This is a genomic window from Streptomyces sp. NPDC045022 (genome assembly GCF_056432605.1).
The window spans coordinates 242902-256076 of the sequence record NZ_JBWKIR010000005.1 but is presented as its reverse complement, the minus strand read 5'-3'; the positions used below and the strand labels follow the sequence as shown (position 1 = coordinate 256076).

Genomic DNA, 13175 nt, shown 5'->3' with positions numbered 1-13175 from the left:
TCAGATCACCGGCCTCAGAGCTTGATCTCGATGTCGACACCGGCCGGGAGGTCGAGTCGCATCAGAGAGTCAACGGTCTTGGGGGTCGGGTCGAGGATGTCGATCAGGCGCTTGTGCGTGCGCATCTCGAAGTGCTCGCGCGAGTCCTTGTACTTGTGCGGCGACTTGATGACGCAGTACACGTTCTTCTCAGTGGGCAGCGGCACCGGGCCCGCGACCGACGCACCAGTGCGGGTCACCGTCTCGACGATCTTCTTCGCCGAGGAGTCGATGACCTCGTGGTCGTAGGCCTTGAGCCGGATGCGGATCTTCTGTCCCGCCATGGCTACTCAGTAGTCCTGTCTCTTCTAACGCTCTGGAACCCGGTGGTTCCCGTTTCCTTCTTCTCCGACCCACGCGGTCGGGCGTGTCGCTCTCCCGCTGACACGGATGTCCCTTGTCCGAACATCCCTGCGGGGAATGCGCACGGCCCTTCCGGAACCGCAAGCCGAGGGCGAAGGCCCACCGGGTGCCTGGCCGGTGCCGCGCTAGCACTTCCCGGAAGATTCCCGTACGTCCGCCCCAGTGCTGCCATCAGGCAGTTAGGACGACGAGTACTGTGGGACTCGCTTCCGGTCCTCCCGGCGGGAGGCGCGCAGCATCAACACTCGACCGAGCAACTCGGACAGTCTGCCATATGGGGCAGCTGCCTGGCCAATCGAGCGGAAGAGATTACCCCGAAGGTGACGTAGGTCAAACCGCCGCACCCGGCGGGCGACCGCGGCCTCACGACGGGGACACCATCCGCACGTCGGTGCAGCCCCGCTGCTTCGCCTCATGATCGGCGAAGGCCTGCAGGGCGGACCGGGCGAACGACGCGGAGTAGTGCGGGACCGGGTAAGTGTCGGTGTCCCGGTCGTAGAGGTGATAGAGCACGAACACCGCTTCCTGGGCCGACTGCGGGCACTTGGCCGTGGCCAGGGCGTAGTCGTCGCCGCGGTCGGAGAATCCGACCGCCTGGAAGTCCTTGGCGAGGGCGCCGTAGTACGCGTAGAGCCCGTAGCCCGGCTTGCCGGCCTGGGTGAAGAGGTAGCAGTTGACCTGCGGCGTCTGTGCGTCCACGGGGTACTCGACGGACTTGGGCGTGCCGGCGTCGGACGCCTGGCCGGTGAGCCCTCGGAGCGCGGCACAGGAGCCCTGGGCCTGCGTCAGTCGTTCCGGGGTCACGCTCCCGCTCGGGGACGGCAGCGAGACATGCGTGAGCTGCCTCCCCCCCTGCGTCCGGCACCCGTACTTCGCCGCGGCCTTCTGCGCCGTTTCCGTCGTCACTCGGCCCACCCCGGTGAGGACGGGTCCCCTCGCCTTGGCGTCCTCCGGCCACTGAACGAGGTCGCCGTAGGCCACCAGAGCCCTGTTCTTGTTGTTCTGGCAGTCGAGCGCGACCACGACCTCCGCGGTCCCGTCGTAGCGGACGAAGCCCGGCCAGCCGTTGCCGAGCGGTGCCGCCTGGCCCTGGACCCCGTTGGCGTTCCGGCCGAACGGCGCGAGGGCGTCGGATGTGGCCGACTGATCGCTCCAGCGGAGCCTGATCTGGAGTGCGCCGCCGTGCCGGCTTGTGTCCGGCCTGTTGAGCAGGCAGGCGGCCAGGTAGTCCGAGTCGTCACCGGCCCTGCCGCGCACGTGCGAGGAGTTCAGGGCGTCACCGAGCCCGTCCTGGTCCAGGGTGCCGTCGCATGCGGAGTCCAGGGACCGCTGATCCCGCCAGGAGGCGTAGACGCCGGTGCTGTAGAGCACCTGGGCAACGATGTACAGCGCGAGCAGGATCCCGCCCACGGACCAGCCGGCCAGGCGCCGCCTGCGGCTTGCAAAGATCTTCATCGTGCTCTTCCTGTTGCAGGCGGTGTCGCGCCCCGTCGTCAGCGGTCGGCCCGCAGGACGTCGAGCGCCCGGTCGCGGCCGTAGTTGTAGTCCCCCTGACCGGTGTGGACCCACTGCTTCGTCCAGTCGCTGTTGATGTCATGGCCGCGGCTGTGCCCCCACATCCTGACCATGTTCTCCACGTCATGCTGTCCGGCCGCGTAGAGCTTGACGTTGTCGTCCGTGGCCTTGAGGTTCGCTTCGGCGGTGTGCTCCTTGTTGGACTCGTACGTCCACAGGTCGACGGTCCTCGAGGCCACGTCTCCGACAGGGCTGAGGTCGGACACCGGATTGAACATCAGTGCGGTGCTGAGCGAGCTGCTGATGCCGTGGTTGAAGTCGGCGGCCCACTGAGTCTTGTTGAACCGTTCATCGAAGATGATGTCGGCACGGACTCCGTCGTACGCGCCCATGGCCCGCGAGCAGTCGGTGATGCGATTGCCGATCACGGTCTTGTCGGCGTCCTGCGGAAGCGCGGCCAGCAGGTCGTGAGCATGGCGCTGCTCCGCTCCGTAGACATGCCCGAAGGCCGTTGGATCGTCGGCGATCCCCCGCATCACCTTGGTGAGGTAGTCGCGCGCGACGGTGATGTGCGCTCCGTCCTTGTCGCTCCAGACCGACCCCGTGGTGCCCGGAGCGATCTCGAAGCGGGAGTCCGACTGCGCGTTGATCTCATGAGTGTCCGGTGTGTACGACGTCAGAATGTGCGCCAGCGGAAGCGAGAAGTTCTTCGGCAGCTTCTGTGCCTGGTCCGCCGAGTTCAGCTCGTCGATGGTGTGCTGCAGGATGCGTGCCTGCGGCTCGGTGTGCCGGCCGATCGCGTGATAGCCGCCCGGCGCCTCTCCGGTCGTGGCGGCCTCCAGGACCGCGCCGAAGCCCTTGCGGACGTCACCGTCCTCCGCCATGACGGGCATGCCGGTCGTCGTGCCGCCGGGCGGGGTCGCGAAGTGGTCCACGACGGTGTCCCAGTCCCGCCCGTGGAGCAGGTACTGCAGGTTGTCGTTGTGGGCCGGGTCCAGGTACTCGGTGCTGGTCCTGGGGTCCTGGGACATGATGCCGAGCACCCCGTCGAGCGGGTCGTTGGCGAACCAGCCGCGGTCCTTGCCGCTGAACTCGTCCCGCAGCTTCCAGATGGACTCGGTGTTGCCCTTGGCCGTGTACGACTCCTCCGTGTGCCGGATGTCGTCCGCGGTGTCCTCCAGGAACTGGCCGGAGTAGCCGTGCCCCTGCTGCATCAGCGTGACGAGGCTCTGGTAGCCGCGGACCTTTTCGTCCGGGATGGGGCTGAGGCCGTCGACCTTGAACTGCTCGGTTCCGGCCTTCCGCATGTCCGCGCGGAAGTCCTTGTAGAAGTCCGAGTGCGGATCCCGTGTGGCGGTCGCCAGCGTGGTGGCCAGGCCCTTCTGGATGTCCAGGTACTGGCTGCCGTGCTTCTGGTCGTCGTAGTGGGCGAGACTGTCGAGGCTGTTGGAGAGCCGCAGCGTCCCCTTGGCTCCCAGTTCGTCCAGCAGGGTCTGGCTGAACGCCGTGTCGCCGGAGTTGTCGTGGAAGAGCCGCTGCAGTTCCTTGTAGTCGCTCGCACTGGCCTTGCCGGCGTCGACGCGCGTGGCGATGTCCTTGGCCTCGTCCGCTTCGTACTTCTCGATGTCGCCCTGCGCCTTGGCGTTGAAGCCGCCGATCGTGCCGTCGTTCGTGTCGGAGTCGATCACCACGGCCTGGAAGGCGATCTCGACGCCCTTGTCGGCGTCGTTCACGTCCTTCACGCACTGGTCGATACGAGCCTGCCAGGAAGCGACGGACGTGCGGACGCTCTCCTGGTAGTCGGGATCGTGGGCCAGCGCCTGCCGGTCCCCCTGGCTGAGCTTCCCGGTGTCGTACGAGACCACGCCCTGGTCCGACACTTTCATCCCCTTGTCCACGGCGTCGTCCCGCGCCGACTCCAGCTTCTTGCGCAGGTCCACGAACTGGGTGTGCGCATCGCGGAGGAGCGAGGCGATCGCCTTGGCCTCGGTCTGCGCACTCTGGAACTCCGTGAGTCTGACCCCGAATCGCGCGTTGGCGGCTTGCCGGCTCTCACCCGCGAACGTCGGGCGCAGGGTGATGCCGTGCACGTCCCGCCGGTACGCGGTCTCCTGCTTGTGGAGCTCCTTCGCCATGCCGTCCCAGCGTTCGGCGGCCGTGGTGAGGGTGGACAGGTCGGTCGTCAGAATCTCGTGGTAGGTCGGCATGGGTCCCCGTTGGCTCTGGTGGCGTGCGAGAGGGCTCTGCTGTCTGTCAGTAACCCGGTGGCGGTGAGTATGTGTCGAGCACTGACACCTTGCGCGCTGTACCGCCCACTCCGACGTCCGTACCCCCCAGCACGGTGTTGTTGTTCCGAAGGGCTGATTCGTCCCCCGACAGCCGGTTCAGGAAGTTCTGCAGTTGTTCGCCCCAGGTCTTGTGCGCTTTGCTCACGGCACTGGACGTGAGCCAGCCATGCCCGTCCTTCGCGTCGAACGCCTTCACCACGGCGTTCGTCTCATCGTCCGCCCACTGCCCCGCCGTTTTGGTCTGCGGCTCGATGTCCTTGTGGAGGGTGTCCGCTGCGGCCTTCTTCTCGGCTGTGGAGTGCGCGAGGTCAGGCCCGCCACCGCCTGGGCCGTCCGGCAATTGGTTCAGCCTCATTGCCACGGCGTGTTCGCCGCCACTACCTGTCACGATTACCGACCCCCGTCTACCGCTCTGGCGTGCTCGCGTCACGCTAGCAACCGCCTGACATCACCGGGTAATTGAGCTGCGGCTTTGGTGTTTCCTTTACGGCGGCCCAGGTGTTCCGTGAGGCGTACGTGACGACGTCGGCCGGTATGGGCCGACTGCGCTGCTCACCGCCGGATCCCGCACCCACGGTTCCCGGTGCCGAAGGCGGTAACCACTGAAAGAACTCGGGGGGAAAGAACCCCCACCAAGCCCCACCCCTCCCGCCCGTGCTCCCCTCACTCGGGCGGGTGAACATCACCGGCTCGGCTGGATTTAAGGGACCCCAACTCCCCTACTCTCAGCGCAAACGACCGCAAACATGCATCGGCCCCCGGCCGGGACTAGCGATCCCGATCGAGGGCCTGACCACCGAGGAAATAGGGCTTCCCGATGGGTACCCAGAACCCTAGCGTGCTCCCACACGCCCAGTCAGCCGTTGCCGCCAACGAACCCCCCTCCCGGGCGAATCCACGCACACGCACTCGCCCCGGCCCCCGCGCCTACGGCGTCACCCACGACAACACCCGGCACACCACCCGCTTCACGGTGATCGGCAACCATCTCGCCCAGCACGCCGAGTTGTCCCTGGTCGCCATCGCGCTGGCCGTGCACATCCAGTCCCTGCCGGCCAACGCCCCCGTGGACATCAAGACCCTCGCCGACCGCTTCCCCGAGGGCCGCACCCGCATCGCCGCCGGACTGCGCGAGCTGGAGGCCCACGGCTACCTGCGCCGCGTACGCGAACGCACCCCCACCGGCCGCATCGTCACCCGCACGGTCAGCTGCAACCAGCCGCAGGTGGCCTTACGCCGCCACCCGCCCGCTCCCGTCCGGGCCACCGCCCCCGACAACCAGGCGGCGGTCCCCGACGAGTCCCCGGCAAGGACCGGCAACCCCCGCGAACCCCGCAAGAAGCAGCACCCGCTTCCCCCGGTCCCCCAGCCGGCGTGCCCCTCCCCCGCCCTCCTCCAGCAGGCCACCGACCTCCTCGCCACCCTGCACCGTGAGGACCCCCGCCTGCTCCTCTCGGCCTGCGACACCGCCCACCTGGCCCCCGGCGTCGCCACCTGGCTGCTGCGCGACGTACCCCCGACCGCCGTACGCCGCGCCCTGACCACCGACCTTCCACCCGAGGGCGTACGCCGCCCGGCGGCCCTCCTGGCCCACCGCCTCACAGCCCAGCTCCCACCCCCACCCCCGTTCCGGGCCCCGGCCGCCCCACCACCCGTGCGGCACCCCCTGCGGAATTGCGAAGGCTGCGACCGCGGCTTCCGTGGACCCGAGCCCGGAGGTCTCTGCCAGGACTGTCGCGCGGCGGCCGCGAGCCCAGCAGGCTGTCGGCCCGGCTCCGGCCACTCCCCCTCCCACTGACCAGGAAGACCGCACAGCATGTCCACGCTCCCGTCCCCCGCCGTCCCATGAGAACGCAGGCCCACCACGGACACGAGCTGGTGCCCCGCCCCGAACGGGGCCCGGACGCTGTGCGGGCCGCCCTCGCCGTCGTCGATCCCGGGCGCCTGCCGGAGATGCAGCGGACGAAGGACGAGGTTCGCCAGGGCCGTGAAGTGCAGTCGCTCGGCCCGGTGCGGAGCTGGGTCCTGGCCTGGGCCGGGACACCGAGATCGCCCGCCGCCCCGACCTGGCCGCCCGCCATGCCCGTGCCAGGAACGACCTGGGACACCGAGGACCCGGCCGTCGCCCGGGCAGCCCTGCGGGAGCTGAGCGCCGTCCTGGACGAGGCGATGAAGGCAGTACGCGCTTGAGCTGGACCTGGGAGTACGCCTTCGCAGCGGAGGAAGCCGCCCGTCACCTCCCATCCGGCATCCTCGCCGAGGTGGCTCACTGAACGCACCCGCAGACAAAGAACGGCGCTCGGAGCGGCCCGGTCGCCTCCCGGTAAGATCCCTTACCTGTGCCGGCAACCGGGGGGGAACGCGCGCATGATGCAGCTGCGCCACGACGACCCGCCAAGGATCGGGCCGTACGCGGTTCTGGCCGGGGTCGACGAGGAGACCGAGCGGCATCGGACGCCTGATCGCCGGTACATCGCCCGCAGCCCGGACGGCCGGCGCACGGTCCTCGTCCATGTTCCGCGCCCCGAGACCGATCCCGCCCGCTGGGCCGCCGAGGCCGAGGCCGCCCGACGACTGTCGATACCCGGCTTGGCGCCCGTGGCGGAGGTGGCCCAGGCTGCCGGTACGGCCTGGCACGCGGCGCCGTACACCCCCGTACTGCCACTGACCGCCGCTCTTGCCGCGCACGGCGGACCGCTGCCGGAGGCGGTCGTACGTGCGCTGGGTACGGCCCTCGCCGGCACACTTGCCACGGCCCATGCGCGAGGCCTGACCCATGCAGGCCTCTCCCCCGCCGCCGTGCTGCTCGGTGTGGACGGACCGCTGCTGACGTGCTTCGGTGCGGTGCGCGCCGTGGCTCCGGACGGCGAGCAGCGGCTGGGGAGGCCCGGACTCGATCCCGGATGTCTGGCACCGGAGCAGGCTCAGGGCGGTCGTCCCCGCCCGCTCGGCGACGTGTACGCGCTGGGCGCCGTGCTGTCGTACGCGAGCACCGGCTACACCGTCCCAGAGCGGGAGGAGCTCCCGGTGTCGCTGCGTGAGCCGGTCACGGCCTGCCTGGCCCGTGACGCGGCCCGGCGGCCGTCGGCGGCCGACCTCGCGGCCGGCTTGGCGGCACACCCCCTGCCCCAGGCGCCCTGGCCCTCACCGGCGCCGGTCCCCACGGTTCTCGACGGCCACCCCCCGTTCCCCCTCCCGGCCCGGATCATCGCCGCGCTGGCCCGTCAGTCGGCGGAGGTCCTGGTGGCTCAACCGCCCGCTCATACCCAGGAGGCGCGGCGGCTCTGATGTTCTCCCCTCTCAGCCACGACGATCCCGAGCGGCTCGGCGGGTATCACCTGATCGCCCGCCTCGGCAGCGGCGGCATGGGCACGGTCTACCTCGCCCGCTCGGACACCGGGCGCGTCGTCGCCCTCAAGACGATGCACGCCCGCACTGCCGCGGATCCCGTGCTCCGGACCCGGTTCCGGCTGGAGACGGACGCGGCCCGGGTCATCGGCGGTGAGCACGGCGCCCGGGTCCTCGATGCCGACATCGTGCACGAGACGCCCTGGCTGGCCACGGAGTACCTGATCGGGCCGCCCCTGGACGACGCCGTCCGGTTGGGCGGGCCGCTGCCGGAACGAGCGGTCCGGGCCGTCGGCGCCCGTCTGTGCGCCGCACTGGCCCAGCTGCACGACTCGGACGTCGTCCACCGGGACTTGAAGCCGTCCAACGTCATGGTGACAGCGGACGGTCCCAAGGTCATCGACTTCGGGATCGCCCGGGCGCTCGGCGACGACCGTCTCACTCGGGCGGGGGCCGCGGCGGGCACGCCTGCCTTCATGTCTCCCGAGCAGGCGGCGGGCGAGGAGCACACGCCGGCCGGTGACGTGTTCGCCCTGGCCGGGGTACTGGTCCACGCCGCGACGGGCAGGGGGCCGTTCGGTAGGGGGCAGGCGGCGGATCTGCTGTACCGGGTGCGGTACGCGGAGCCGGACCTGACCGGCGTTCCGGCCGGCCTGGTCCCCGTACTGCACCCGTGCTTCGCCAAGGACCCGCGGCAACGGCCCACGACCGACCAGCTCCGTTCCCGGCTGGGCGGCGACCAGCGCGACTTCGCGGACTGTCTGCCGGAGCCGGTTCTCGCTGACATCGCCCGGCGGGCCGCCGGCGTCTGGCGGGCCGAGCCGCACCGGCTGCCGCCCCCGGCCGGGCACGACCTCGGCAACCCCACACCCGACGCCACCCGGACGCGGTTGTCCCGCCGCCGTCTGCTGACACTCGGCGGCGGTACGGCCCTCGGCGTCGCGACTGCCGGCGCGGGCGCCTGGGCCTGGCTCGGCAACGACGGCGGCACGCCCGTGCGGCCCGAGCCCAGCGGCTCCCCGGGGCGGAAGCCCGAGTGGGACCTGCTCTGGCAGGTGTCGGTCGACTACACCGATCCCGGGGTTCTCCCGGCGCCGCTCCTGCTGGACCGGCTCGCCATCGTCGGGGAGTACGGACTCCAGGGCCTGGACCCACGGACGGGAAAGACGCTCTGGCCGGATTCCGCCGTCTGGTTCCGGCGTCGTATGGGCACGGACGGCAGGCTGATCCACACGCTCGACTACGCCGCCGACGCCGCCGCGCCCCTGGCCGTGTGCCGGGTCGATCCGGCCGACGGTTCGGTCGGTCACCCACTCATCCAGCTCAAGGACCTCAACGGGGACCTCTACGGAACCCAGCTGCTCTGCGCCACCGGCACCGCGCTCTACGCGGTCGGCGGCCGGGGCCCGCAACCGACCGGGAACAGCTCCTTCCGCAAGGCCCAGGCCTGGCATCTGCTCGCCTTCGACCTGAAGGCCCGCAAGAAGCTGTGGGACGTCCCGCTTCCGGCGCGCCCCGACGGCAACGAACGGTTCCACTTCCTGTCGGCCGAGGTGACGGGCGAGCGCCTCGTCCTCGTCCAGCAGTCGGCGGACGGTGCGACCCAGCTCGTCGTGAGGGACACAGGCACCGGGCGGCTGCTGTGGAGCCGCCCGCTCGACAGCGAGCAGCCCTCCTTCAGCCGGGCCCACCTGGCCGTCGACGACCGGCATGTGTACCCGTCGGCGGGCGGGCTGCTCGCGCTCGGCCTGAACGACGGCAAGGTCGCCTGGCGCTACGGCAAGGGGACCGCCGGAGCCGCGTACAGCCCACCCGCCGTCAAGGACGGGGTGGTCTACGCGGTGGAGTCGGGCCGCGGGATCGTCGCGGTCGACGCCGGCGACGGCGCACCTCGGTGGACGGAGAAGAGCGGCGGCGCCGGTACGGCGGACCTCACCGCACCGCCGGTGGTCGGCGTCGCCTACGTGTACCGCAGGGCGTCGTCACACCTGGCGGCCGTCGCTCTGACCGACGGCGTCACGACCCGTCCCGTCAAGGCCGCCGGGGCAGCCCGCTACTTCGCCCACCCCGCCTCCCGGCGCCTGATCGCCCTGGGCGAGAGCTACGCCGCCGGCTATCCGCTCCTCTGAGAGCGAAGACCAGGACAAGGCCGCCGGCACAACACCGGACGACCGGCTCGGCACGACCACGGAGAGCAGCACCGACATGAAGCCACTGGACACCGGAGACCCGCTCCGCCTCGGGCCCTATCGCATCCTCGGCGTGCTCGGCGAGGGCGGCATGGGCAAGGTCTACGTCGGCCAGGACCGGGACGGGTGTACGGCCGCGGTGAAGGTGCTGCACCGCCATCTGGCGGACGACCCGCAGCTCGGTCGGCGCTTCGTGCGCGAGGCCCAGATGGCGCAGGCGGTCAGCAGCCCGGTCGTGGCGAGGGTTCTGGGCGCACAGACCGAGGGCGGACGCCCATGGATCGCGACCGAGTTCCTCAGCGGCCCGAACCTCGAGGAGGCGATCGGCGCGTACGGCCCTCTCGACGAGAACGGGGTCCGGGCGCTCGCGGCGGCGCTCGCGCTCGCGCTGCGGGACATCCACGCCGCCGGCCTGGTGCACCGCGACCTGAAACCCGCCAACGTGGTGCTCACCTCGGCGGGGCCGCGCGTCATCGACTTCGGCATCGCCCGTCCCGAGCACGGACTGACGCTCACCACCACCGGACAGGTTCCGGTCTCCCCGGGCTACGGGGCCCCGGAGCAGGCTCTCGGGCAGCACGTGGGCCCGGCGGCCGACGTCTTCTCCCTCGGCGCCCTGCTGGTGTACGCGGCGAGCGGGCAACGCGCGTACGGCGGCTCGCACGTCGCCGCCGTCCAGTACGAGGTCGTCCACGGCACGCCGCGCATGGACCGGGTCCCGTCCGCCCTCCAGCAGCTCATCGGCCCTTGTCTGGCCAAGGATCCCGCGTACCGGCCCGCTCCCGACGCCATCGCGCAGGCCTTCGCCCCGCCACGCGGCGCCGACCGGGTGTGGCGCTCCGGCCCGCTGGCCGAGGACGTGCGGCGCCGTGAACGCGCCCTGCACGAGCTGACCACGCTGCCGGGCACGGACGTCGCCCAGGCCGGAGTCTCCCGGCGCCGCGTGCTGACAGCTCTCGCGGTCGGCGGCCCGGTCGCCGTCGCCGGCGGGGCCACGGCCACCTGGTGGTTCTGGCGCGGGAACCGCAGCGGTCCCTTCGACATCCCAGCCGCCGTCGCGACCCCGAAGGCACACCTGCTGTCGGCGGAGAAGGGGGACTACGTCCTCGGGCAGACTCCCGCCCCGCTCTGGAGCCGGCCGTCCGCCCTCGGTTCCGACACCCCCGCACCGTTGCCCGTACGCGACGTCCTGATCGTCGGAGACGCCAAGGGTGGCGTCACGGCACACGGCGTCGTCGACGGGAAACCGCGCTGGTCCGCCCCCGAAGCGATGGCGATACGCCGTTTCGTCTCACTCTCCGACCGACTGATCGCCGCCGTCGACGGTCATGGCACGCTGCGGACCTTCGTCGCGTCCACCGGCGCACCCAAGTGGGCGGCGCCCGCGGAAGCCTCCTACGTCCTCGCTGCCGACGCCGAGGCGGTGTACGTCGTTACGGGCGACGGCCGGCTGCGCAGCGTGAGCCGCTCCGACGCCAGGATCCGCTGGACCACGAAGCCCCGCTCCGGCCTCGGCACGACGGGCGCGGCGCGAGGCGTCGTGGCCCAGGGCATCCTGGCCGTCGCCACGAAGGCGGGGGACGTCCTCGCCGTCGACACGCGCACCGGCCGCACGCTGTGGGCGCTGCACCACCAGGCCGACGACAGGCCGGGGATCGCCGCGTCGGGCGGGACCCTGTTCGTGAGCGGCAGCCCGTACTTCACGGCCCGTGGCATCACCGACGGCAAGCGGTTGTGGCGCCCGGACCTGAGACGGACGGACGGCACGAAGGTCTTCTGGGGCCCCTCCACGCTTCACGGCCCCTACGTCTTCGCGGCCGCACTCGGAGCGCCGCTCCGCTTCGACATCAAGGACGGCAAACAGAGCGGCTGGCCCTACGACCTCCAGCAGATGTGCGCCCCGTACAGCCCCCTGGTGGTTCAGGGACACGGCTTCTGGTCGATCGCCGTCACTGCGACGGAAGGCGCAGTCAACGTCCTGAATGTGGCCGACGGGCCGGACGGGGGCAGCAACGACCCCGGCTCCCCGCTGAACAGGACCACGTGGAGTTTCCGCGTCATCAAGAACCCCGGCAGATACTGGATGACAGCCGACGCCAACCGCGTGTTCGTCGTGGACGGTGACTCCCTCACGGCACTACCGGTCTTCTGAAACGACGAAGAGGCCCGTACGACCGAAGTCGTACGGGCCTCCCCTGAGGTCAGTCAGTGACCCTCAAGCAAGCGAACTTACTTGACGATCTTGGTGACCTGGCCGGCGCCCACGGTGCGGCCACCCTCGCGGATGGCGAACTTCAGGCCCTCCTCCATGGCGACGGGCTGGATGAGCGCCACCGTCATCTCGGTGTTGTCACCCGGCATGACCATCTCGGTGCCCTCGGGGAGGGTCACCACGCCGGTCACGTCCGTCGTACGGAAGTAGAACTGCGGGCGGTAGTTGTTGAAGAACGGCGTGTGGCGGCCACCCTCGTCCTTGGACAGGATGTAGGCCTGCGCCTCGAACTCGGTGTGCGGGGTGACCGAGCCCGGCTTGATGATGACCTGGCCGCGCTCGACGTCCTCGCGCTTGATGCCACGGAGGAGCAGACCGACGTTCTCACCGGCCTGGCCCTCGTCGAGCAGCTTGCGGAACATCTCGATGCCGGTGACCGTGGTGGTGGTCTTCTCGGTCTTGATGCCGATGATGTCGACGGTCTCGTTGACCTTCAGGACACCACGCTCGATACGGCCGGTGACGACCGTACCGCGACCGGTGATCGTGAAGACGTCCTCGATCGGCATGAGGAACGGCTTGTCGACGTCGCGCTCCGGCTGCGGGATCGACTCGTCGACAGCCTTCATCAGGTTGAGGACGGAGTCCACCCACTCCTGCTCGCCCTCGAGGGCCTTGAGCGCGGAGACCTTGACGACCGGGAGGTCGTCGCCCGGGAACTCGTACTCGGTGAGGAGCTCACGGACCTCGAGCTCGACGAGCTCCAGGATCTCCTCGTCGTCCACCATGTCGGCCTTGTTGAGGGCGACGACGATGTACGGAACGCCGACCTGGCGGGCCAGGAGCACGTGCTCCTTGGTCTGCGGCATCGGGCCGTCGGTGGCGGCGACCACCAGGATCGCGCCGTCCATCTGCGCGGCACCGGTGATCATGTTCTTGATGTAGTCCGCGTGACCAGGGCAGTCGACGTGGGCGTAGTGACGCGCCTCGGTCTGGTACTCGACGTGCGCGATGGAGATGGTGATACCGCGCTGGCGCTCCTCGGGCGCCTTGTCGATGTTGTCGAACGGGGTGGCCTCGTTCAGGTCCGGGTACGCGTCGTGCAGCACCTTGGTAATGGCGGCCGTGAGGGTCGTCTTACCGTGGTCGATGTGACCGATGGTGCCGATGTTGACGTGCGGCTTAGTCCGCTCGAACTTCGCCTTCGCCACTGGGGTCCTC

The 13175-nt window shown here is 70.3% G+C and carries 10 protein-coding genes; 5 read left to right on the top strand and 5 right to left on the bottom strand.

Annotation, left to right across the window (positions count from 1 at the left end; all coding sequences use genetic code 11):
- Nucleotides 1–14: 14 nt before the first annotated feature.
- From rpsJ to AC07C1_RS12310, 4 genes are all read right to left on the bottom strand, one after another.
- The gene (rpsJ, locus tag AC07C1_RS12325; protein ID WP_003948644.1) at nucleotides 15–323 is read right to left on the bottom strand and encodes a 30S ribosomal protein S10; all 309 of its coding nucleotides are present in this window, start codon (nucleotides 321–323) and stop codon (nucleotides 15–17) included.
- 442 nt (nucleotides 324–765) lie between these two features.
- On the bottom strand, nucleotides 766–1857 hold the full coding sequence (locus AC07C1_RS12320; protein ID WP_478938633.1) for a hypothetical protein: 1092 nt from the start codon (nucleotides 1855–1857) through the stop codon (nucleotides 766–768).
- Nucleotides 1858–1895: 38 nt separating this feature from the next.
- Nucleotides 1896–4124, bottom strand: a complete 2229-nt coding sequence (locus AC07C1_RS12315; protein ID WP_478938632.1) for a hypothetical protein — start codon at nucleotides 4122–4124, stop codon at nucleotides 1896–1898.
- A gap of 46 nt (nucleotides 4125–4170) precedes the next feature.
- On the bottom strand, nucleotides 4171–4560 hold the full coding sequence (locus AC07C1_RS12310) for a hypothetical protein (protein WP_478938631.1): 390 nt from the start codon (nucleotides 4558–4560) through the stop codon (nucleotides 4171–4173).
- Nucleotides 4561–5022: 462 nt separating this feature from the next.
- Here AC07C1_RS12310 and AC07C1_RS12305 point away from each other — a divergent pair, with 462 nt between their 5' ends.
- The 5 genes from AC07C1_RS12305 (at nucleotide 5023) to AC07C1_RS12285 (ending at nucleotide 11894) form a co-directional block, all read left to right on the top strand.
- Nucleotides 5023–6003, top strand: a complete 981-nt coding sequence (locus tag AC07C1_RS12305) for a helix-turn-helix domain-containing protein (protein ID WP_478938630.1) — start codon at nucleotides 5023–5025, stop codon at nucleotides 6001–6003.
- Nucleotides 6004–6050: 47 nt separating this feature from the next.
- Nucleotides 6051–6395 (top strand): hypothetical protein, encoded by a 345-nt coding sequence (locus AC07C1_RS12300; protein ID WP_478938629.1) that lies wholly within the window; start codon nucleotides 6051–6053, stop codon nucleotides 6393–6395.
- Between the two features lie 177 nt (nucleotides 6396–6572).
- A complete protein-coding gene (locus tag AC07C1_RS12295; protein ID WP_478938628.1) occupies nucleotides 6573–7493 on the top strand; it encodes a protein kinase family protein in 921 nt (306 codons plus the stop codon).
- Complete coding sequence (locus AC07C1_RS12290) at nucleotides 7493–9682, top strand: protein kinase domain-containing protein (protein WP_478938627.1); 2190 nt, start codon at nucleotides 7493–7495, stop codon at nucleotides 9680–9682. The genes AC07C1_RS12295 and AC07C1_RS12290 overlap by 1 nt, the downstream gene beginning before the upstream one ends.
- 76 nt (nucleotides 9683–9758) lie before the next feature.
- Nucleotides 9759–11894, top strand: coding sequence for a protein kinase domain-containing protein (locus AC07C1_RS12285; protein WP_478938626.1), 2136 nt, complete (start codon nucleotides 9759–9761; stop codon nucleotides 11892–11894).
- A gap of 77 nt (nucleotides 11895–11971) precedes the next feature.
- On the opposite strand, the gene tuf is transcribed toward AC07C1_RS12285, so the two are convergent.
- Nucleotides 11972–13165 (bottom strand): elongation factor Tu, encoded by a 1194-nt coding sequence (gene tuf / locus AC07C1_RS12280; protein WP_362155137.1) that lies wholly within the window; start codon nucleotides 13163–13165, stop codon nucleotides 11972–11974.
- Nucleotides 13166–13175 lie beyond the last annotated feature (10 nt).